The organism is Leptotrichia wadei, from assembly GCF_007990545.2.
Classification (GTDB): domain Bacteria; phylum Fusobacteriota; class Fusobacteriia; order Fusobacteriales; family Leptotrichiaceae; genus Leptotrichia; species Leptotrichia wadei.
In genome coordinates this window covers 163504-186746 of sequence record NZ_AP019829.2, presented here as the reverse complement: position 1 = coordinate 186746, position 23243 = coordinate 163504, and the positions used below count along the sequence as shown (strand labels likewise).

General features: G+C 30.9%; 21 protein-coding genes and 3 tRNA genes. 5 read left to right on the top strand and 19 right to left on the bottom strand.

Annotation, left to right across the window (positions count from 1 at the left end):
* Window positions 1-15 precede the first annotated feature (15 nt).
* The 10 genes from FVE73_RS00915 to FVE73_RS00870 all read right to left on the bottom strand — a co-directional run bounded on the left by FVE73_RS00915 (window position 16) and on the right by FVE73_RS00870 (window position 9109).
* Complete coding sequence (locus FVE73_RS00915) at window positions 16-438, bottom strand: flavodoxin (protein WP_018499721.1); 423 nt, start codon at window positions 436-438, stop codon at window positions 16-18.
* Window positions 439-646: 208 nt separating this feature from the next.
* On the bottom strand, window positions 647-1843 hold the full coding sequence (locus FVE73_RS00910; protein ID WP_018499722.1) for an acetate/propionate family kinase: 1197 nt from the start codon (window positions 1841-1843) through the stop codon (window positions 647-649).
* A 163-nt stretch (window positions 1844-2006) separates the two neighbouring features.
* On the bottom strand, window positions 2007-3011 hold the full coding sequence (gene pta, locus FVE73_RS00905; RefSeq protein WP_018499723.1) for a phosphate acetyltransferase: 1005 nt from the start codon (window positions 3009-3011) through the stop codon (window positions 2007-2009).
* 29 nt (window positions 3012-3040) lie between these two features.
* Window positions 3041-4261, bottom strand: coding sequence for a signal recognition particle-docking protein FtsY (gene ftsY, locus FVE73_RS00900; protein ID WP_018499724.1), 1221 nt, complete (start codon window positions 4259-4261; stop codon window positions 3041-3043).
* The gene (tsaB, locus tag FVE73_RS00895; RefSeq protein ID WP_232058519.1) at window positions 4261-5037 is read right to left on the bottom strand and encodes a tRNA (adenosine(37)-N6)-threonylcarbamoyltransferase complex dimerization subunit type 1 TsaB; all 777 of its coding nucleotides are present in this window, start codon (window positions 5035-5037) and stop codon (window positions 4261-4263) included. Before tsaB ends, ftsY begins: the two co-directional genes overlap by 1 nt.
* A gap of 53 nt (window positions 5038-5090) precedes the next feature.
* On the bottom strand, window positions 5091-5543 hold the full coding sequence (tsaE, locus tag FVE73_RS00890; protein WP_018499726.1) for a tRNA (adenosine(37)-N6)-threonylcarbamoyltransferase complex ATPase subunit type 1 TsaE: 453 nt from the start codon (window positions 5541-5543) through the stop codon (window positions 5091-5093).
* A gap of 27 nt (window positions 5544-5570) precedes the next feature.
* Window positions 5571-6023: a D-glycero-beta-D-manno-heptose 1-phosphate adenylyltransferase gene (rfaE2, locus tag FVE73_RS00885; protein WP_036059867.1), complete on the bottom strand. Its 453-nt coding sequence runs from the start codon at window positions 6021-6023 to the stop codon at window positions 5571-5573.
* 463 nt (window positions 6024-6486) lie between these two features.
* Window positions 6487-7335 carry an FtsZ/tubulin family protein gene (locus FVE73_RS00880; protein ID WP_018499728.1) on the bottom strand — a complete coding sequence of 283 codons (849 nt, stop codon included), beginning with the start codon at window positions 7333-7335 and terminating at the stop codon, window positions 6487-6489.
* A 72-nt stretch (window positions 7336-7407) separates the two neighbouring features.
* Entirely contained in the window at window positions 7408-7920 is a 513-nt protein-coding gene (locus tag FVE73_RS00875; RefSeq protein WP_018499729.1) for a type III toxin-antitoxin system ToxN/AbiQ family toxin, read from the bottom strand.
* 253 nt (window positions 7921-8173) lie between these two features.
* A complete protein-coding gene (locus FVE73_RS00870; RefSeq protein ID WP_018499730.1) occupies window positions 8174-9109 on the bottom strand; it encodes a cell division protein FtsZ in 936 nt (311 codons plus the stop codon).
* 350 nt (window positions 9110-9459) lie between these two features.
* Here FVE73_RS00870 and msrB point away from each other — a divergent pair, with 350 nt between their 5' ends.
* The 5 genes from msrB (at window position 9460) to FVE73_RS00845 (ending at window position 14231) form a co-directional block, all read left to right on the top strand.
* Window positions 9460-10539 (top strand): peptide-methionine (R)-S-oxide reductase MsrB, encoded by a 1080-nt coding sequence (msrB, locus tag FVE73_RS00865; protein ID WP_018499731.1) that lies wholly within the window; start codon window positions 9460-9462, stop codon window positions 10537-10539.
* Window positions 10540-10563: 24 nt separating this feature from the next.
* The gene (locus tag FVE73_RS00860; RefSeq protein WP_018499732.1) at window positions 10564-11202 is read left to right on the top strand and encodes a cytochrome c biogenesis protein CcdA; all 639 of its coding nucleotides are present in this window, start codon (window positions 10564-10566) and stop codon (window positions 11200-11202) included.
* A gap of 108 nt (window positions 11203-11310) precedes the next feature.
* Window positions 11311-11781 carry a redoxin family protein gene (locus FVE73_RS00855; protein WP_012806423.1) on the top strand — a complete coding sequence of 157 codons (471 nt, stop codon included), beginning with the start codon at window positions 11311-11313 and terminating at the stop codon, window positions 11779-11781.
* Window positions 11782-12564 carry a response regulator transcription factor gene (locus tag FVE73_RS00850; RefSeq protein ID WP_018499733.1) on the top strand — a complete coding sequence of 261 codons (783 nt, stop codon included), beginning with the start codon at window positions 11782-11784 and terminating at the stop codon, window positions 12562-12564.
* A complete protein-coding gene (locus FVE73_RS00845) occupies window positions 12561-14231 on the top strand; it encodes a sensor histidine kinase (protein ID WP_018499734.1) in 1671 nt (556 codons plus the stop codon). The genes FVE73_RS00850 and FVE73_RS00845 overlap by 4 nt, the downstream gene beginning before the upstream one ends.
* 645 nt (window positions 14232-14876) lie before the next feature.
* Here the strand turns inward: FVE73_RS00845 and upp are convergent.
* The 9 genes from upp to FVE73_RS00800 form a co-directional block, all read right to left on the bottom strand.
* The gene (gene upp, locus FVE73_RS00840) at window positions 14877-15500 is read right to left on the bottom strand and encodes a uracil phosphoribosyltransferase (RefSeq protein WP_018451036.1); all 624 of its coding nucleotides are present in this window, start codon (window positions 15498-15500) and stop codon (window positions 14877-14879) included.
* Window positions 15501-15676: 176 nt separating this feature from the next.
* A complete protein-coding gene (locus FVE73_RS00835) occupies window positions 15677-15973 on the bottom strand; it encodes a PG0541 family transporter-associated protein (RefSeq protein WP_018499736.1) in 297 nt (98 codons plus the stop codon).
* 102 nt (window positions 15974-16075) lie between these two features.
* Window positions 16076-19150, bottom strand: a complete 3075-nt coding sequence (locus tag FVE73_RS00830; protein ID WP_018499737.1) for an efflux RND transporter permease subunit — start codon at window positions 19148-19150, stop codon at window positions 16076-16078.
* A 53-nt stretch (window positions 19151-19203) separates the two neighbouring features.
* Complete coding sequence (locus FVE73_RS00825; RefSeq protein ID WP_018499738.1) at window positions 19204-20403, bottom strand: efflux RND transporter periplasmic adaptor subunit; 1200 nt, start codon at window positions 20401-20403, stop codon at window positions 19204-19206.
* A gap of 94 nt (window positions 20404-20497) precedes the next feature.
* A complete protein-coding gene (locus tag FVE73_RS00820; RefSeq protein ID WP_018499739.1) occupies window positions 20498-21769 on the bottom strand; it encodes a TolC family protein in 1272 nt (423 codons plus the stop codon).
* 18 nt (window positions 21770-21787) lie between these two features.
* A complete protein-coding gene (locus FVE73_RS00815) occupies window positions 21788-22408 on the bottom strand; it encodes a TetR/AcrR family transcriptional regulator (protein WP_018499740.1) in 621 nt (206 codons plus the stop codon).
* A 485-nt stretch (window positions 22409-22893) separates the two neighbouring features.
* A tRNA-Phe gene (locus tag FVE73_RS00810) sits at window positions 22894-22969 on the bottom strand.
* A 3-nt stretch (window positions 22970-22972) separates the two neighbouring features.
* Window positions 22973-23049: transfer RNA gene (locus FVE73_RS00805), tRNA-Asp, on the bottom strand.
* Window positions 23050-23056: 7 nt separating this feature from the next.
* Window positions 23057-23132: transfer RNA gene (locus FVE73_RS00800), tRNA-Val, on the bottom strand.
* Window positions 23133-23243 lie beyond the last annotated feature (111 nt).

Here is a 23243-nt window from a genome sequence, read left to right as displayed (position 1 = left end):
TTTAACCCTTGTTATTTAACCAACTATTGCTCTTCCATATTCCTTACATTTTTCAATTTTTTCATCATCATCAACAGCCAAATGAATAATAAGTCCATCATTCACAACAGAAAGCCCTTCATTTATAATTTCCTCACGCCAAGTTTCCATCCAGCCACCTTGTCCCCAGTCATACGAACCAAATAGCCCAACTGTTTTACCAATGATTTTATCCTTTATTCCTTCAAAAAATTCCACCATTTCCGGCGCAATTTCCTCTGCTCCAACTGCAGGAGACCCAAACGCAATAAAATCCGCATCTATTGCACTCTCATTAGCTTCTTCCACATTTATAAGTTTTACAGCAGCCCCAGCATTTTCTGCACCTTCACCAATATATTTTGCCATCTCTTCAGTATTTCCAGTACCTGTATAATAAATTATATTTAATGTTGACATATTTCCCTCTTTCTCTTTACTTATTCAATTTTCACAGTAGAAATGTTCGATTTTTTTCTATACAAGGGGTCTTGACCCCTTGCTTCAGGACATTTATTTCATTAAACTCTAAGTTTGTATAGTTTATCGAACAGGTCTAACCTCTTACTCACAATTTATTGAAAATTATAATTTTACAAAAATTTAAAAAATTTTATTAATGCAGCATTTATTTTGTCAATTCATAAGTATCTCTTGCAATTACAAGTTCTTCAGCCGTTTCAATCTTATAAACTTTAACTTTTGAATTTTTTGTAGACAACTCTACATTTCCAGGTAATCTTTTTGCATTTTTTTCTTCATCCAGCTCGACTCCAAAAAATGAAAGCCCTTCACAAATTTGTTTTTTAGCCCCAACAGAATTTTCTCCAATTCCACCAGTAAAGGCAATCGCATCAACACCGTTCATTGCAGCAACATAAGCCCCGATATAAAGCTGAATTCTATAACAGAACATATCGTAAGCCAAAATAGCCTTTTCATCTCCAGCTCTTTTAGCTGTATCTAAATCACGAAAATCTGAACTAGTTCCAATCATTCCCAAAATCCCAGACTTCTTGTTCATTCTATCATTCATTTCATCCAAAGATAATTCTCTTTTTCTCATAACATAAATAACAGAGGCAGGATCTACATCTCCAGTTCTAGTTCCCATCATAACCCCTGCAAGCGGTGTCATTCCCATTGATGTGTCTACAACTTTACCATTTTGAACTGCTGAAATACTCGCTCCATTTCCAAGATGGCAAACTATAATTTTAGAATCTTTTTTACCTAGCATTTCTTGTGCCACTCCACTTACATATCTGTGAGAAGTCCCGTGGAAACCATACTTTCTAACTTTTAATTCTGTATAGTCTTCATAAGGGTAAGGATACATATATGCCTTTGCTGGCATTGTTTGATGGAATGCAGTATCAAATACTACTACATTTTTCTTTCCAGGAAGTAATTTTTGAATAACTTTTATTCCCATTATATGGGCTGGATTGTGTAGTGGTGCAAGCGGTGCGATTTCTTCAAGATTCTTTATAACTTCATCATCTACAAGTACAGATTTTTCATAATATTCTCCACCATGGACAATTCTATGCCCTATCGCATCAATTTCATCTGTGCTTGCTATTACTCCAATTTTTTCATCTTGAAGCGTCTTCAATATCAATTCTACCGCAACTGTATGATTTTCCATAGGGGTTTCCAATTCACTAATTTTTTCTCCAGTTATTAAATTTTTATAGCTGAAAATTGGATTTGCAATTCCTATCCTCTCGCAATTTCCCTTAGCTAACGATTGTTCATTAGTCATATCAATAAGTTCAAATTTCGCAGATGAACTTCCACAATTTATTACTAAAACTTTCATTTTCTCCTCCAAATTTATGTTTTTACTTTTTATTTTTTTGATAAGGGGTCTTGACCCTTTGTTAATATTAAGTATGTTACTGCTTAACTTTTAATGATTTTTCTTTTACAGTTGACTACAAATCTTTTAATTTCAATAGTATAAATTTAATTTTAATGATTTTTTACATTTCAGATTCCACAGCTGTAATCGCCACAACTTCCACAATATCTTCCACGCTGCATCCTCTCGACAAATCATGAACTGGTCTTGCCAATCCTTGAATTAATGGTCCCAATGCCTTTGCCTTTGCTAATCTTTGTGTTAATTTATAACCAATATTTCCTGAATCCAAATCAGGGAAAATTAATACATTCGCCTGTCCTGCCACTTTTGAGTTAGGGGCTTTTGCAGCAGCCACTTCTGGCACAATTGCCGCATCCAGCTGTAATTCCCCATCAAAGTCGAAATCAACGTTTCTAACTTTCAAGATTTCAATTGCTTCCCTAACTTTGCTTACAGACACTCCATCTGCACTTCCCTTTGTGGAAAATGATAAAAATGCCACTTTAGGTTCTTTTATTCCAGCAGTAAATCTAGCTTTTTCAGCTGCAGAAATTGCAATATCGGCTAGCTGCATTGCTGTAGGGTCAGGAATTACTCCGCCATCTGAATATACAAATGTTCCATTATCTCCAAATTCAGGAGTATTTGTTATCATAACAAAAGAACTTGATACTGTCTTTAGTCCTTCTCTTGGTCCAATTACGTGAATTGCCGCTCTTAAAACGTGTGCTGTTGGAGAAGATGAACCTGCTACCATTCCATCAACTCTGCCTTGATGTACAAGCATTGCTGCAAAATATCTTGGATCTGACATAAGTATCGCTTTTGCAGTTTCAAATGTCATTCCCTTTTTTTCTCTTCTTTTTTTCAAAAGTTCCGACATAGCATCAATTGTTGCACAAGAATCAGGATTATAAAATATTGCACCCTCCAATGAAACACCAATTTTATCCGCTCTTTCTTTTATTTCCTTTTCATTTCCAACTAAAGCAATTTTTGCAATTCCTTCATTGATGATTTTTTCAGTTGCCCGTAAGACTCTTTCATCTTCTGTTTCAGGTAAAATAATAGTTTTGTTCAGCTTTTTAGCTCTTTCCTTTAATTCATTTGTCAATGTATTCATAAATTTATTTTCCTTTCTCAATTTTTTTATTAATCAAACATAGCTTCAACAAATTCCTTTGTATCAAATTCCCGCAAATCCTCAATTCCTTCCCCGACACCTATAAATTTGATTGGCTTTTTCAGCTCTTCTGTAATTGGAAAAATAATTCCACCTTTTGCCGTTCCATCAAATTTAGTTAAAATAATTCCTGTCAAATCTACAATTTCATTGAATATTCTAGCCTGCTCCAAACCATTCTGCCCAGTTGTGCTGTCAATTACAAGTAAAGTTTCAAAGTCCGTTTCTCCAGACTGCTCACGTATGATTTTATTTATTTTTTCAAGCTCTTTCATCAAATCACGTTTATTGTGAAGTCTTCCAGCCGTATCCAGTATCGCCACATCAAATCCACGATTTTTTGCAGTTTTCACAGTATCAAAAATTACAGCAGCAGGATCACTTCCGTGTGCCTGCTTTATAACTTCCACACCAGTCCGTCTTCCCCATTCCTCAACTTGCTCAATTGCAGCGGCTCTAAACGTATCTCCAGCCCCAATAATAACCTTTTTTCCGCTATCCTTCAGTTTTTTCGCTATTTTCCCAATGGATGTAGTCTTTCCAACTCCATTTACACCGACAATCAAAAGAATGTTCAGCTTTCCCTCATGTAATTTCAATTTTGTATTGTTTTCATCATTATAAACAAGTTTAGCCTTTAACAATTCCTTTAATTCATCATAAATTTGTTCTGATGTTTTAAGTTTTTTTCGTGAAACTGACTTTTCGAGTTCTCCCACAAGCTGCATTGTCATATTCATCCCAATATCCGATTGAATCAGCAATTCCTCCAAATCTTCATATAAATCATCATCTATTGTTTTCCCCAAAAGCATTTCCTTCAATTTACCAAAAAATCCCTTTTTAGGAGTTGCCAGTCTATCTTTTAATGGTTTTAACTTAGGCTTTTTTTTAGTCTTTTCACTTTTCTCAAGGTTATTTTCAGATAATTTACTTTCAGAATCAGAATTTTCTTCTATATTTTTACCAATATTCTTTTTTGTTTCAAATTCAGAATCTTTATTAATTTTATTATCTTTTTTTAAAATTTCATCAGCTGCCTTTTTTATTTCATTTTCTGTTTCTTTTTTTATTTTTTCAATTTCGTTCTCACTTTCCTGTATTTCCTTATCCAGCTGATTTTCCAGTTTGCTCTTTTGCTCTTCCTCACTCTTTTTCTTTTTTCCAAATTTAAAAAAATTTTTCAGCATTATTTTTTATCCCTTTCCGCCTGTGATTTTTCCAGATAATCTGGCTTCAAATTAAAAATAACAGTCTTTTTTAATCCGATAACATCATCATTTTTGAAATTTTCATCTAAAAACATTTCCACATAAGTCATCGTATTAATCGCCAAATTCTTATCTTCAAATATTCTCACAAAATCTCCCAATTTATCCAATATTTTAACCTTATAATTAAAAACCGCATCTCCAATCAAATAAATTTTTTTATTGTTTTCTCCATTTTGTTTATTTTCAATTATTTCCTCAATCACATTGTCCAATTTCATAACTTCATAATTTTTTACTAATTTCAGCCTATTTCCAGCCTTTCCATTAAAAATTTCATAAGCTGCACAATAAACTTTTTCCTTCCGAGAATCAATCAGTGAATATATTTTCACATTCTCCTCATTTTCCAAATTTATCTTCAAATTGTAATACCCTTGAAATCCAAGTGCATCTAATTCATTCACTTCATAAAAATTCACATTTTTTCCAAAAAAAATCCCTTTAATAACTGAAATCGCTATCCTAACTCCAGTAAATGAACCAGGTCCAATCGAAACAATCACATTTTCAATTTCACCCAGCTTTTTCCCAGTCCATTTCAAAAGACTGTCAATTTGCTCCAAAATCGTAGTAGAATGTGTCTTAGCCATTTCCACATGAATTTCCCCCAAAAGTTTATCCTTTTCATAAAGTGACAATCCAGCCAGCTTAGTCGTAGTCGTCATCGCAAATGTCAACATGTTTTTCTCCATTTTTTATTTTTTCAATTTATAATTATTTTTAGTAAAAAAAATTTATTTAAAAATTATTTAATCTCAAAATCAACTTTTTCACCATTCAAAAACGTATAAACTGACACTTCCCGAGCGTCATCCGAATAATGATTTATTTCAACAAACACCGCATATTCAGGCATCTCATCTAAAATCTTATCCGCCCATTCAATAATCACAACACTTCCATCTTCCCCAATATAATCCTCAAACCCAATCTCATAAATTTCCTCAGGATTACTAATTCTATAAACATCAAAATGATACACAGGCAGATCTCCAGAAGTATATTCAATAACATAAGTAAATGTCGGACTTTTCACATTTTCCGTAATATTATAACATTCACAAATTTTTTTAGTAAATGTAGTCTTCCCAGCTCCCAAATCTCCAATAAGCCCTAGACAGCCACCACTTCTCAATTTTTCTGCCAAAGCTATTGCCAATTTATCAATTTCTTCAAATGTCATTATTTTTTTTCCCATATTTTTCCCATTTCCAAATATTAATAACTAATTTTTATACGCCTCAATAATTTTATTAATAATTTGAGTAGTAGAAATATTATCCACAAAAGACAAAATTTTCACTTCTCCACCATTTTCTTCCACGATTTTCGTTTCTGGCAAATCCTCTTTTTTATAATCTCCACCTTTAACGTGAACATCAGGCCTCAAAACATCCAGCAATTTCTCTGGCGTCTTTTCATCAAAAATTACTGCATAATCTACAAACTTAGTCCCCAGAAGCACATAAGCCCTATTTTTTTCACTATTTATAGGTCTTTTATCCCCCTTATTGACCTTAACCGAAGTATCACTATTCACACCAACAACCAAAATATCCCCTAAATTTCCAGCTTCTTCCAAATAAGTCAAATGCCCAATATGCAAAATATCAAACACTCCATTAGTAAAAACTATCTTTTTCCCAGCTTTCTGCAATTTCACTATTTTTTTTCTCATTTCCTCTGTAGTAAGCAAATTATCCTTAAAATTTTTTTTCAATTTTTTCTCCAATATATTTTTATTTCTATAATTACTTAACCTTTATATCCTTAATATTCAATTTTTGAAACTCTAATATTTAAATAAAGTTCCAATATACATCAAATTATACCACATTTTTTCAAAAAAAAGAAAAGTTTTCTATTTTTTTCAACTTTTATTTTTTCTAATTTCAATAATTTTATTTTAAGAAGTTTTAAGTATATTCTGACAATTTTTCATCAAAAAAGAAAAAGAAGTATCAGCTTACTGCTTTTACTTCTCTGAAATTTTTTATATAGTTATTAATTGTCTAAGAAACTCAAAGTTGTTGTTATCTTAAACTTAATTTTTTTAAAATAGATAAAACAGACATTATTTCATCTTTCACAATTATACTCCTTTTCTTAATTAGATTTCGTATTATAATTCAATATTATCTTCATTCAGCAAAATCTGTTATCAGCATTTCCATTTCAATTTTATCTTCAAGCTCAACATCCATAATGTATCCCCATAGTATATTTGTTTGGTCTGCTCCAAATTTTTCATTTATAATCATACTTACTTCCTGTAAATCCGTTAATCCAATGTCTGGTCCTGCTGTAATGCTTAACAGCATCTTTCTCGCTTTTGGAAGATTTTTTATAAAAGGGCTGTTTATTATTTGTTCTGTAGCAAGTTTTACCTTATCCTGCCCTTCACCTTTACCAAATGCTGTTATGCCTTCCCCTGAATTTCCTAGCATTATTTTTACATCATCAAAATCAAGATTCACTACCCCTTGTTTTTTTATTAGATTTGTTATAAATTCTACATTTTTTATAAAAATTTCATCTCTTTTTTCAAATAATTTATCAAAAGTTGCACTAGAATCTGCTTCTACTAATTTTTTAAGAGGCAAAACTATAACAGTATCAGAAACTTCTTCTAATTTCTTGATTTCATCATTTTCTCCATTTGAATTAATTGATGTAGCAACTACAACCACTGTCAATATTCCCATTGTTTTTGCAACTTCTGAAACAATGCAGGCTATCTCGTTATTTTTCTTTTCCGACATTTCTGTCAAAATAAATACTAAACCTGTATTTTTTAATGTACTCTGCACTTTTTCACTTAAATTCTCAGAAGCCAATATTTTTGATTCTACATTCAGTTTATCCAAATTCTCTTGATTTGTATCAATTCCTACAAATCCAACTTCTGCAATCTCTTTTTTCATCATCTTATTCAAGACATCATTTCCCACTGTACCGATTCCAATAACTTTTATTCCAACACCATCCATTTTTCTTCTCCTTTAATTGTAAAATTTTCTATATTTTAACATATTTTTCCAAAATACAGTTAAATTTTTTTACTATTTTTTATACAATTTCGCCTTTTCTTCTAATAATAAAAAATCAATCGTATGCTTTATATAGTCCATTGACATATTATGTATTTTTTGATTGTATAATTTTATTGCTGTTTTTTTAATTTTTTCTTTATTAGCATAAATAAATCTTAATTCCTTTAAAATTAATTTCTTGTAGCCTTCATCTGTTTCCTTGTGAATATCATAATATTTAATTACCGTTTTATCAAAAATTGGAATCATATTGCTTATTTTTATAGTTCCCAGTAAAATATTTCTTTGTTTATCGGTAATTCTGATAATAAAATTATTTGACTTTCGTATTTTTCCATTAGTATAATCACTTTTTTTATTTGGAGATGATAACGGTGCCAAATAATCACAATTATTCACTTTTAAAAGCACCCCAATATATTTTCGTGTTTTTGTATAATTTTCTCCTGAATAATTTAAAACTCTATTGTCAAAAAGTTTCAAATAATTTATATAACTTTCATCTACTTCATATAACCTCATAATTCCCCCTCGAAAAAAAGCTACCATAATTGGTAGCTTTGCATTTAAAGTTGCTTCATTTTAAGGTAGTGCAACACCTGTTTTTATCTGTCCTTCATTTTAAGGTAGTGGAACACCTGTTTTTATCTGTCCTTCATTTTAAGGTAGTGGAACACCTGTTTTTAAACTTTTTCTTTCAATGTAATTATATCATATCTAATTGATTAGTCAATACTTTTTCTTTTTTTATTTATAAATTTTTAAATTATTTTTATTAATTACGAAAATCTGTTGCAATCAAATATACTTTTACACAGCTCCCTTTTTGTTCAAAATCTTCAGGATTTTCAAATTTAGTTTCTTCAAAGACTGTTCCCCATGCGAGAAATAAATCTGGATTTTCAGTACTTGTGGCTACTGCTGTGGCAATTTGGCTGATTTCTTCCAGACGTATGTCATTTCCTGAGGTTATATTCATTAGTATTTTTCCTGCACCTTTTATTGAACGTTCTAAAAGTGGGGTATTTAGTGCCTGTTCTACCGCTTTTTTTGCTCTGTCCTCTCCGTGTGCTTTTCCAAAGCCCAATACTGTTTTGCCTGAGTTTTGCAATATAGATTTAATGTCTGCAAAGTCTAAATTTACAATTCCCTGTTTTTTTATTAAATCCAATATTCCTTTTACAATTGTAACAAAGGCTTTTTCTCCTTTTTCATAGATATTTTCTATTGGAAGATTTACGTATAAATCATTTAATCTTTGATATGGAATGACTATTACAGTATCAGCGAAATGTTTTAATCTTTCCTTTCCCTTTTTAGCAAGTTTTATCTTATTCCGGTCTTCAAAATCAAAAGGCTTTGACACTATTGCAACAGTTAGTATATTCATAGATTTTACAATTTCTGCCACAGCTGATGAAAGCAGAGTTCCTGTTTTTTCTCCCATTTCAGCTATTATAAACACCATATCTGCATTTTGAAATTCTTTTTCTGTTTGTTTTCTTAAATCCTCCATCGCTTCAAATGAAGTTATTGATGACACAAATATTTTTTTGGGAGCTTTTGAACTGTCTAAATTCAACTTTTCTGTGTCTATTACTATAAAATCAGCCCTTACAATGTTATTTAATATCATTTTATTTATTACATTACTTCCTGTTTTTCCCAAAGCCACTATTTTTACTTTTACACCATTTAACGTGTTTTTCATATCAGTCCCCCGACCTCTGTGTTCCTACAAGCGATGTTACCCACTATTTTTCCTCCTAGATAATCTATATTTCAAGGCACTATTTATTAATATTTTTCTTTAATCTGTTTATTAATCACAGTTTTTTAATATATCACAAAACCCTTTATTTTTTATTTTAAAAATATTGATTTTATATTTTAACTTAATACTTTTTTAAAATTATATCAAATTTAATTAGTAAATAAATAAACAAATATTATAAAATTATAGAAAAATATTACTATATTTCATTTTTTTTTATCAATTTTTGGGCTATACTATTCTTGTAGATACAAAAAATATTTAAATATAAATCGGGAGGCGGTTTTATGAAATCTAGAAGTCTACTATTATTTTTAATACTATCTTTAGCTTTATTTTCAGTAGTATTATCAAATAAAAATAAAAATCGTAAAAACAGAAATGAAAATAAACTGAAAAAAGAAAATATGATTCAGGCAGGAAACGAAAACATCAGGGAAATCTATCTTGCTGGCGGCTGTTTCTGGGGACTTGAGGCATATATGGAAAGAATCGACGGGGTAAAGGATGCTACAGTTGGCTATGCGAACGGTAAAACTGAAAAAACGAGTTACAACATTGTCGCATCAACGGATCACGCAGAAACAGTTCACGTAAAATATGACGCAAACAAAATTTCTTTGAGCAAGCTGCTTAAATATTATTTTCAAGTTGTAGATCCTACTAGCATTAATCAGCAGGGAAATGATAGAGGCAGACAATACAGAACAGGGATTTATTATACTAATCCTAAAGATAAAGAAATTATTTTACAGGAAATTGAAGAAGAGCAGAAAAAATATACAGATAAAATCCAAGTTGAAGTTCAGCCTTTGAAAAATTATATTCTCGCAGAAGAATACCATCAGGACTATTTAAGAAAAAATCCTAACGGATATTGCCACATTGATATTACTAAAGCAGATGAAGTTATCATTGATCCAAAAGATTATCCAAAACCAAGTGATGAAGAATTGAAAAAACGGCTTACTCCACTGCAATACAGCGTTACACAGAAAAAAAATACTGAACATTCTTTTTCAAATGAGTACTGGGACAATCATGAAGCTGGAATTTATGTGGACATAACAACAGGAGAGCCATTATTTTCCTCAAAGGATAAATATGATTCTGGCTGTGGCTGGCCAAGTTTTACAAAACCTATTTCAAAAGATGTTGTAACTTATGCAAATGATACAAGTTTTAATATGGTACGTACAGAAGTGCTTAGCCGAAGCGGAAAGGCTCACTTGGGACACGTTTTTGATGATGGACCTAAAGACAAAGGCGGGCTTCGTTATTGCATAAACAGTGCTTCAATTAAATTTATCCCATTAAAAGATATGGAAAAAGAGCATTACGGATATTTAATAAAATTAGTTCAGTAAAATGAACAGAATAGGAGATAATTTATGTTTAATCAGCCACTACTGGTAGGAAGCGTATTTTTAGGAGGAGTCGCAAGTTTTCTATCTCCATGTATTCTTCCCATTGTTCCTGTATATTTAGGAATTTTAAGCAAAGGTAAAAAAACTGTACTTAATACCTTTTTATTTATTTTAGGACTTTCGCTTACTTTTGTAAGCATAGGCTTTAGTTTTAGTTTCCTTACGGGAATTTTCTTTAATGACACTATAAAAGTTTTGGCAGGAATACTTGTAATAATACTGGGACTACATCAAACAAGTATCTTAAAATTTAACTTTTTAGAAAAAAATAAATCTGTAAATTTAAATTTAATTGGGAAAAATTCTTCATTACAGGCTTTTTTGCTAGGACTGACATTTAGTCTAGGATGGACTCCATGTGTAGGCCCTATTCTTGCCTCAGTGCTTACTCTTGCAGGAGAAAAAGGATCTGCAGTCTATGGAGGGCTAATGATGTTTATATACGTCTTAGGACTTGCCACTCCATTCGTTCTATTTTCCTTTTTTTCTCAGGAATTGCTAAAAAAAGTACGATCTTTAAATCAATACACAAATTATTTTAAAATCTTTGGAGGATTTCTAATTATATTTATGGGAATTTTGCTAATAATGAATAAGTTTTAATAATTTTATTTTTTAAATTTTATAAAACAATTAGTAATCAAAATAACTTAAAAAATAATTACAAAAAATATTTTAAATTTGCTATAATACAGAAAGGAAGTAATTTTTATGAAAAAATTAATTGTAACAATTGTAACTTTGTTGAGTTTTGGATCGATTTCATTTGGAAATACATTGCAAGGAGTTCAGTTAAAGGACATTAATAATAAACCTGTTTCCCTTAACAAGTACAAAGGTAAGAAAATATATATTAAAATGTGGGCTTCATGGTGTCCTATCTGCCTTTCGGGATTAAGCGAAATTAATTCTTTAAGTGCAGATAAAAGTAAGAATTTTACAGTTATAACAATTGCTTCTCCGGGACAAAAAGGAGAAAAACCTACAGCTAAATTTATTCAGTGGTATAAAGGGCTTAATTACAAAAATACTACTGTTTTGCTGGACGAAAAGGGGGAAGTGCTAAAAAGGGCAAAAGTTTTGGGATATCCTTCAAACATTATATTGGATGGGAACTTGAATATTGTTAAAACTTTGCCGGGACATCTGACTGCCGCACAAATCAAAGGAGCTGTTAAATAAGTGTATAGTATTTTAATAATTGACGATGAACCGATTATACGAAGAGGTATTAAAACCTTTATTGATTTTGAAAAATATAAGATAAGTGATGTTTATGAGGCAGAAGATGGTAATTCTGCCTTTAAGACTTTTTCTGAAGTCTTGCCTGACCTTGTCTTGCTGGATATAAATATTCCCTTTAAAAATGGGCTGACTCTTGCCGAGGAAATGAAATATCTGAAAAGTGATGTTAAGATAGCCATTATTTCTGGATATGACTATTTTGAATATGCTCAAAAGGCTTTAAAAATCGGAGTTGAAGACTATATTTTAAAACCTGTTTCCAAGACAGATATAAATGAAATAATTTCAAAACTTATCTATAAGCTGGAAGAAGATAAAAGATATAACGAAGCAAGAAAAATTATTAATAAAATTAGCCAATCTAAGAAATCTAATAAAAATATTTCTCATAGCAAGTATAAAGATATTTTAACAAAAAAAATTGAAGAAAAATACAGCGATATTTCCTTTAACTTAAATTCTCTGGCTGACGAAATGAATTTGTCTTCTGGATATTTGAGTTCACTTTTTAAAAATTTGTTTGGTATTCCTTTTCAGGACTATTTAAATAATATACGGATGGAAAAGGCAAAGCTGCTGCTTTTGACAACAGATCTGAAAAATTATCAAATTGGAGAACTTGTAGGAATGGAAAACTTTAATTATTTCAATTCAAAATTTAAAAAAACTTTTGGAATGACACCAAAAGAATTTAAGAAAAGTGTGTTGGAAAAAATATGAAATTAAAAAAAACTATGAGAAATTCAATGCTGTTGCAGTTATTTTTTTATTATCTTGTTGGAAATTTACTGTTTATACTTTTTTTAAGCAGCATTTTTTATTATACTTCAAAATATATAATAATGAACAAAGAAATTGAGTACACTAACAAAAATGTAATGAGTACATCACGTTATATCACACTTTATGTTGAGAAATTACAAAATATAATTAATCTTTTGTCCGTTAATGCGGATGTTAGAAATTTTTTAACATTGGGAAATAATAATTCAAAAAAAAGTATTGAAAAAATGGTTTATTCAATTCTCGATAATAATAAAGGGATAAAAAATATTACTGTGATTGGAAAAAATGGTAGTATTATTTCCAGTGATAAAAATAACGATATGAAAATATCAGCAAATATGATGAAGGAAAAATGGTATGTTGACGCAATAAATAATTCAGATATGCCTGTTTTCAATCCAGTCAGAAAAGATGAAGATTCTTCCATGAACTCTAATTCGTGGTTTTTGTCAATTAGTCGGGATATAAAAAATTCAAAAGGAGAGAATCTGGGAGTTATTGTATTTGATATAAAATATGAAATGTTTGAAAGGTATTTACGTTCTAATGCTTTTGGAAGACAAAGTGACAGCATTATTATAGATAATCATGGCAATGTGATTTATTACAGAGATGTAAAATGTTTTGCTGATAAAAAATGTCTTGAAAAATTTTCAGAAAAGAATAAAAATAAAGATACATATTTATACGAAACACAGATTGAAAATACAAACTGGAATTTAAGAAGCCTTGCAAACACAAATGACTTAGTTACCTTAAAGAAAAATTTTTCTCACATAGTTATTATCATTTTCCTAGTTTCACTAGCTTTTTCTTCCATTATTACATTTATCGTAATAACAAAGATTCTAAGGCCTTTAATAAAACTGGAAAATCATATGCAAAACTTTGAAAATAATCTACGAGAATTTCATTTGAGTGAAAAAACAGGCTATGAAATTCAGAACCTTGTGGAGCATTTTAATGTAATGGTTGAAAAGATAAAATATTTGCGGGAATATGAAATAAAAGCTCTTCACAGCCAGATTAATCCACATTTTCTGTATAACACGCTAGATACAATCATTTGGATGGCAGAATTTGAAGACAATGAAAAAGTAATCAGCATTACAAAATCACTTGCAAACTATTTTAGGCTCTCCCTTAGCAACGGTCACGAAAAAATACCGTTAAAAGATGAAATTATGCACACTAAAGAATATTTATTCATACAAAAGCAGAGATACGAAGACAAACTTTCCTATTTTTTCAACATAGAAGATGAAAGCCTTCTTTCCATCGAAGTTCCAAAAATCATAATCCAGCCAATTGTAGAAAACTCCATCTATCACGGAATAAAAAACCTTTCTGGAAACGGAATTATCACAATAGACGTTTACAGACAAAACAGCACTATCAATATCTCAGTCAAAGACAACGGAATAGGCTTTGAAAAAGCTAAACAGTTCAAAAAGAGCAAAACTGGCGGTGTAGGAATCAAAAATGTCGATAAAAGAATAAAATTCTATTACGGCAAAAATTATGGCGTATTTATAAATAAAGACAACAAAACCGAAGGAGCAGAAGTAATTATAAAAATTCCTTTTAAATCAAATTTATAATGTATTCTCCTACTAAACTTCATTTAAACAATAACAATAAAATTGTATAATGGAGATGATAAATATGAAGAAGTTATTTTTAATTGTAATTCTTGCTCTAACTACAGTAAGTTGCTAACTTTTTAGTCCTTCAAGATGGGCAGAATATGAAAAAGATAGAGCAGGAAGCGGAAGAAGATGTTATGAAAAACGAAGTGGGTATATTTTATTGCGAAGATGAAAATGGAAATCGTTATTAATAAATCATTATGTGAAGAAGTGGAATTTTTGAGATTCTGCTTCTTTTTTACTTTAGAAGAAAAGAAAAAACATTATTATACTAAAAAACCTCGATTAAATAAGAAATTTATTACAAACTTTTCTAATAAAGAATAACAACTCAATATTTTTAAATAATTAAAATATAATTTTTACTCTTTAAAATCCGTCGGAGCATTTTTCTGTGCTGACAAAACTGTTTGAGCATAGCGAGTTTTTTGTCAGTGCAGAAAAATGTCGTAGACTAGCCATAGGTTGTAGGATTTGCGGCAATGAGCAATCCTACAGAAATAAAAAAGAAAAAACATAGTAATATGGAAAATCAAAATATACAAAAAAATACCCTAATTATTTTAATTAGAGTATTTTCCTAAAAAATCCATTTTACTATTTTGTTCCAAATATTCTATCTCCTGCATCTCCCAATCCTGGATAGATATACGCATGTTCATTAAGTCCATCATCAATTGCCGCAATGTATAAGTCAACATCGGGATGTTTTTCAGTAAATTTCTTTATTCCTTCAGGAGCACCAATAATACAAAGTACAGTTATATTTTTTACGCCTTTTTCTTTCAAATAGTCAAGTGTGTAAATCATTGAACCACCTGTTGCAAGCATTGGATCTACTACGAAAACTTGACTTTCGACAACGTTTGTTGGCATTTTTGCGTAATAATAGACCGGCTCTAAAGTTTCTTCGTTTCTGTAAACTCCCAGATGCCCCACTTTTGCGTTTGGAAGAAGCTGCAATATTCCATCTATCATTCCAAGTCCTGCTCTTAGGATGGGAACTAATGTTATTGGCTTATCCAGAACTTTTGTAGTCGTTTTCTGAATAGGAGTTTCTGTTTCAATCTCCTTGAGCGGCAAATGTTTTGTTGCTTCATAAACCATAAGTCCTGCTATTTCGTTTAGGCTTTCCCTAAAAAGTTTAGTATCTGTATGTTTATTTCTCAAATTTGAAAGTTTATGTTCAATTAGTGGATGTTTCAATTCAAAAACTGCCATTAATAATCACTCCGTTCTTTTTTGTATTCAAACTACTTTTTCACTTAATACCCAAATTCCATTTAAAAAACAGAAATTATATCTTATACTGTTTACTGACAAGGAAGCTTGACCTCTTACGAGAAAATTATAATTAATTTGCTATTTAATTGGAAGATAGTATAAAATTATATTTTTTACAAAATAATATCTTCTACTGGCAATATTACTGCACCCATCGAAATTCCACGACCCAAATCTATCTTCATAATTTTAATAATCCGTATAATCTCTTGTGCGTGCCTATCTTCCAAATAAGTAACTAAAATACTGTCTGTCCCTGGCCAAACATGTGTATTAAAATGTTTAAAAGTCTTACTCCATGAGCTATGAATAGCTGGAACTATAAAATATTGATCTATCCCGTATTCTCTTAATTCTTCTTTCATTTTTTCAGTATAAAATGAATCAAAATATATTTCTAATCTTTTCACAAAATTCTCCTCTCTAACTTTTATAAATTTAACTCCGTTTGACAACCCGTAAGACTTGGAATTTATAAATTATCAAACATTTCAATAAATCAAAGAATTGAATTATTTAGCATATCCTCTTCTTTCTTCTTCTTTTTCTTGTCTTCTTCTTTCTTCTCTTTCTTTTTGTTTTCTTTCTTTTCTTTCTTCAACTAATGAATACAATACTGGTGTAAAAAACAATGTCAACACCGTACAGAATGAAAGTCCAAACATTACTGCAATCGCCATACCTTGATAGTATCCCGAACTTCCTTTACTTGAAAATACCATTGGAAGCCATCCTAATACTGTTGTAAGTGTTGTCATTAAAATTGGTCGAAGTCTTGAACCACAGGCTTCTACTAAGGCATCGTGTATTGTCCAGCCTTTTTTCCGCAGTCCTGCAACGAAATCAAGCATTACAATCGCATTGTTAACTGCCATACCAAATAACATCAAGATACCAATCATAACGAACATACTAAGTTGTACTCTAGTTATCGCTAATCCTAAAATTACTCCAATCATAGAAAGTGGTAATGTTGTCATAATCATAAGCGGCAAGATAAATGATTCTAGCTGAACTGCAAGTACTGTATAAATCAACACAATCGCAAGCAACAAGTCTTTCATAATTTGTCCACCCATTTCAGATTGGTTTTTAGCTTGTCCTGCTACTCCAATTTTATATCCTTCAGCTGGATTTGTTTTCTTGAATGACTGTTGAATAAATGCTGCTGCATCGTTAAACCCTTTCGAACTATCCAAGTTTGCACCAATTGTTACAATTCTTGTTCCATTTTCTGTTGAAATAGTTGAAGCACTTTCTTCATACTGCATTGTAGCAATATCCCCTAATCTAACATAAGTTCCTTTATTAGTTTTTATCTCTAAATCCATAATTTTATTCAATGAATTTTTTTGATTTTTTTCTAATTCCAGCACTACATCCAATGTTTCTGTACTTTGAGTTACATCAATCGGATTTGCAGATCCAGAAGCTGTCATAAATAACATCTGGGTAATGTCCGTTACAGTTATTCCATAACTTTCAGCTTTTACTCTGTCTACTTCCAGCTTAGCCTGTGGATATCCCCCTTCTGTTGATGACTTAACATCTTTAAACCATGACTGGCTTTTCATGTCAGCCATTATCGCATTTGCTATTCTATTCAGTTCTTGTGGGTCATCACCTTCTATTTGAAACGAATAATCTTTCTGCGATGAACGACCTCCTGCTTTTTGTGGTGAAACAGCAAGTGTTACATTTGGTAAATCCTTTAATTTTTCCCTAACACGGTTCATTGCTTTCATTGTGTCTTTTTTTACGTCAACATTTATTACCGCTGCATCTTTTGAAGCAAGTACATTTATATCTTTAGTCGCTGGATCCGCTTTTACAACTGCCTCCATTTTATTCGCAATATCTTTTGATACATCTAAATCTAGCCCAGTCGCAAGTGTCGCAACTACTGAATATTGATTATCATCAATCGTTGGGAAGAATGTAGTTTTTACTGTTTTTCCTATTCCAAATACAACTACTACAAATGCTATTACAACCCCAATTACCATTTTCCACCTATTTTCCAATACTTTTGCCACTAATTCTTTATATTTATCCCTGAATGCATTAAATCTTGCGGCTTTTTCAGCGTTATCTGAGATTTTTTTAACATCTAAAAATAAACTTGAAGCCATCGGAACCCATAACATCGCAACAATGATTGAAGCTGATAACGCAAACATCATTGAAAATGCAATACTTTTAAATACTTCTTTAGTAATTCCTTCAAACAATATAATAGGTAGAAATACACAAACTGAAGTCGCCGTTGACGCCATCATCGGAAGAATTACTTCATTTGTACCCCGTACCGCTGCTACATCTGCTGGTTCCTTATTAATCTGAATGTGATCAAAAATATTATCCAGTGTAACAACCCCATTATCTACTAGTGATCCAACCGCAAGTGACAATCCCATTAACGAAATCATATTCAATGTTATTCCTTGTGTTGTAAGTAAGAAGAATGTAAACATTGCTGAAATCGGAATCAATGTTCCCACAACTAATGATGCTCTCAAGTTTTTCAAGAATACAAAAAGCACTATAATTGTAATGATAACCGCTTGTATCCCAGAACTTGCAACATTTTTTATTGATTCACTAACTTTTTCACTGTTATCAACTATTATATTATAATTAGAACCTTCTGGAAATAATGGTTTTGCTTCTTTCAAAGTTTCCTTAGCCTTTTTCGCAACCTCTACCAAGTTACCATCTTTACTCTTTTGAATCATAACAGCAACCATTTCTTTTCCGTTATATGTTACATACGATGTTGGATCCTCTGTTCCATACTCAACTTTTGCCACATCAGCCAATCTAACCGTTTGATTATTTTGATTTGAAATAATTATATCCTGAATTTGATCGAGCTCTTTTAACTCTCCATCAACTTTTAAGATAAATTCTTTTGTCCCATCAGTTATCGTACCTGCTGGTGTTACTGTATTAGCTGCTTTTATTTTACTATAAATTTCTGCCGCTGACAAATTATATTCCTTCAATCTAGCTGGATCCAACCAAACTTTAATTTGTCTTGTTGCATTACCCATTATAGAAATATTACCAATACCTCTATTTCTTTTCAATCTAGGCTGTAATGTTTCTTCAACAAACGATGTTATTAACTGTTTATTTTCCCCAGTAATCCCAATCATCAGTGCCATATTGGAACTACCTGTCGCATCCATTTTTGATACTGTAGGATCTTTAAAGTTATCATCATCTGGCAATTGTCCTTTTATTTTATCTATTTGTGTTTGAACTTGTACTTGTTTAATATCTGTATCTACACCATAGTTAAACTCTATCGTAACTACTGATGAACCATAAGAAGATGAAGTTGTAATATTTTTAATTCCATCTACATTTAATGCCGCATCTTCTAGTTTTTTTGATACTTGTGTTTTTACATCTTCCGCTGTTGCACCCGTCCAAGTGGCATTAATAACAACTATCGGTATATCGAAATCTGGTATTCTCTCCTGTTTCATACCTGTCATCGCTACCCAACCAGCAAAAACCATAAATATAAGTATCATCGTTGTCGACACTACTCTCTTCGTTGCAAATTCTGCTACTGTCATTTTATCTCATACGATTACAATAACCGTACACTCCTTTCTCTATTTTTCGTATATTATTGCACAATATTTACTTTTTCATTTGCTTGTACAACATTTTGTCCATCAACAACCAACTGATCTCCAGCTGTCAAGCCATCACCAGTCACTGCCGCATAAGTTTCATTTTGATTAGAAATATTTATCGGTATCATAACTGCTTTACCATCTCTAATAACATAAATAACTTGCTGAACTCCTCTTACTACAATCGCCTTTTTAGGAATAATCAACCCATCTTCAGCTCCTGTTGCAATATTTGCTTTTCCATACATTCCACTTTTTAACTCTCTATCTGGATTAGGGAATTTAACTTTTACAATAAATTGTCTACTAGCTGAATCAGCTGAAGCTGCTATTTCATAAACTGTTCCAACAATTTCCTTACCATTCAATTCATCAACTTTTATAGTTGCTTGTGATCCCATTTGAATTTTTTTAACAATCTCTGCTGGAACTCCAATTTCCAATTTCATTTCACTCTCATTAACCAATGTAAATAATTTTGCTCCTGCTGATACTTGTTGATGTCTTTCTAAATCCATATTTGCAATATATCCGCTAACTTTAGTTTTAATAACAGTTTTACTGTTAGTGTCATTTGCTGTAGCTAAATTAGCTTGTGCCGAACTCAAACTGTTTCTTCTCGAAGATAATGCATTTACCGCTGTATTATAATTACTTCTAGCTGAATTTAAGTTAGCTTGTGCCGAACTTAATTTTGTTTGTGCTGTCAAGAAATCAGTTTCTGTAATTAATCTTTTATCATATAACATTTTATATTTTTGATAATTAATTCTCGCTTCTTCCACTGCTGCTTCTGCTGATGCTATATTACCTTTAGCTGCACTAATATCTCCATGTGCCGAACTAATATTAGATTCTGCCGTTCTTACATTTGAAACAGCCTCTCTAACACCAGATCTTGCCGCTTGATTATCAATTGCCACAATTACTTGCCCTGCATTCACATAATCACCATTTTTTCCATTAATTACTACAACTTCCCCACTTGAAGTCGCTGTATACGGTATTTCTTCAATCCCTTTTATCGACCCGCTCGCCGTGTATCCCAACGACATTTGATTTTGACCAATTACTTGCACTTTTACTGGTCTTGCTGTAGATAAATTTCCTTTTGGTTTTTTCTTTCCACATGAAACAGTAAGTAATGCCAACACTATCATTACTATAATTGCTTTTTTATTTATTTTCATTTTTCCTCCTATTTCCTATTTTTATTTTTCTTATTTTTCAATAGTCATTTATAAAAATTTATAAATTTTAATTATCCCATTTTTTTAAATATTTCTAATCTAAAAATGCTCCGTATTTAGATACTAAAAAGTAATAATTCAATTTAGCCTGTGCATAATTTACTCTAGCTTGTCTCAAATTTGTTTCTGATTGCAATAAATTTTCCATCGTAATCAATCTATAAGAATATCTTTCTTTTTCTAGATTATACGATTCTTCCGCCTTTTGTACTGCCAATTGCAATGCTGCTATGCTTTTTTCCAATGATCTTAATTGATAATAAGTTTTTTTCATGTTTGCTTGGACAGTTTCCAAAGTTTGTTCTACTTGAACTGCTGATATTTCCTGAGTCTTTTTCGCATAATTCACATTATTTTTTCTTGTTCCCCAGTCAAATATATCCCAGCTCCATTTTACCCCAGCTGAAGTTGTAAAGTTTTTTGTTTTAAAAATATTTCCAAATTTATCTTGACTTTGCAATACACCATAATTTATCATTCCACTAACTGTTGGCTTAAAATCAGCTTCTTGTACTTTTATATTTTTCTTACTTAAATCATTTTGTTTAACGGCCATTTTATATTCTGTATTTTCAATTGGTAATTTTGCCAAATCCTCATCCAATTTAATTGTTTTTGTAAAGTTATCTTCTACTCCAAATGGAACTATCTCAATTTGTGAACTATTTTTCACTCCAATTAAAATTCCCAATGCTTCCTTTGAAACTTCTATATTTCCCTCTTGCTCTACAATTTGTGCTTCAATGGATGCCACGCTTCTTTCTGCCTCTGTAAGCTCTGGCTGAGTTGTCATTCTCAAATCATACAATTCTTTTTGAGTTTTTAGATTTTCATCTAACGTTTCTTTTGACTTTTGCAATACTCCTAATGTACTCATCGCATTATAGACATCAATGTATGCTTGAACTGTACTTAGAACTGTATCCTTTTTCACTTTATCCAAACTAAGCTGTGACAATGTCAATTTTTCCTTACTTATCTCATGATTCAATTTCAATTTTCCTCCTGTATAAATAGGCTGCGATAATGTCAAATAATGTTGATAAGCCTCTCCAGTTCTATTAAAATCTTTATCTAAATGCCCTTGAGCACTTCCCGAATAACCTACTGTAAAAAATTTACTTGCCCATGCTCTATCCACGTCTATTTTCCCTTGTTCTGCTTTCAGCATTTCAATTTTAATATCTTTATTATTCTTAATTGCCATTTCTGCTGCTTCCTGTATCGTTATTTTTTCTGCAAAACCTGGGATTGCAATTAATAATAATAATGACACCACTATCATTCGCAATTTATTTTTTTTCATTTTGTCCTCCTATTTAATCTATTTCAATGCATTATCGACGAATTTTACAATTTCATTAATCAATTTCTGATTATCCTCCACTATCCCATCAAACTCTTCTTTTGAAGAAAAAGTATACTCTTTTTTACACACAATTTTTTCAATCAAACAATTATTAATTGCCAAAATTATAAAATCTGAAATAATTTCCATATCATATTCTTTGTTACTTTCATATCGTAAAAGTATATTTTCCTTAATAAAACTCTTGAAAAATTTTGTCATTTCTTCACGAAACTTTCCTACAATTGTATTCTGGGTAAAAGAATTCATTATTCCAATATCCGCATTATTCAAAAGCTCAAGGAAACTTTTAAATCTTTCTTTAATAAAATTTTCCAAAGTTTTTTTCGGATTTTCATCAATTTCTACTTTTGAATATCTTTCCATTTCAGATTTTTTTACATTTTCTAATAATTCATATAAAAGTTCCTCTTTTGTCTTAAAATACGTATAAAAACTCCCTTTTGAAATTCCCAACTTCCTTGTTATATCCTCAACTTTTGTATCCTTATACCCATTTTTCCTAAACAATTCAAAAGCCTTTTCCAATATTTTCCTTTTTTTCTGTTTTTTTATATTTTTCTCTTTCTCAAACATTTTCCTACCTAACAATAAAAATTGACTTATAAGTCATTGTATTATAATATAATTTTTTTTCTAATTTGTCAATCTTTTTCTATTAACCTCATATTCTTAATATGAGCAATCTTTTTCCTTGTAAAATACCTTTTTATTAGATAAAGCAGTTAAATTAATTTTTCAAAAAAAATTCCAATATCATTTTCCATTAAATTAATGGGTTCATCTATAAATTCTGTTTAATCCTTTATCATAAATAGATAAAATATATAAAAAACTGCTTTAAAAACTAAACTCAAAAATCATGACTATTTTACTCAAAGCCTGAATTTATATGATCTTTAATAGTTTAATTTTAAATAGGTTTGAGTGTATTTTCTATTTTTCAAATAAAATATTGATCTTTTACTAAAAAAATTTGCTGTTTGAAAAAATAATAAAAAAAAATGCAAAACAGCATGATTACTGATTTGCACTATATATTCTAATTTTAGTTGTTATGATGGTGCCCAGACGCGGAATCGAACCACGGACACAGGGATTTTCAGTCCCTTGCTCTACCGACTGAGCTATCTGGGCAAATGGCGGAAGTGACGAGACTCGAACTCGCGACATCTTGCGTGACAGGCAAGCACTCTAACCAGCTGAGCTACACCTCCATAAAAATGGTGGTCACAATTGGGCTCGAACCAATGACCCCCTGCTTGTAAGGCAGGTGCTCTCCCAACTGAGCTATGCGACCACATTAACTTTATTACTCAATAAGTATAACATATATTTTCAAATATTTCAACTCTTTTTTAAAAAAATTTTTACAAATATCCACAAATATCCACATTTTTTTTAATTTAAA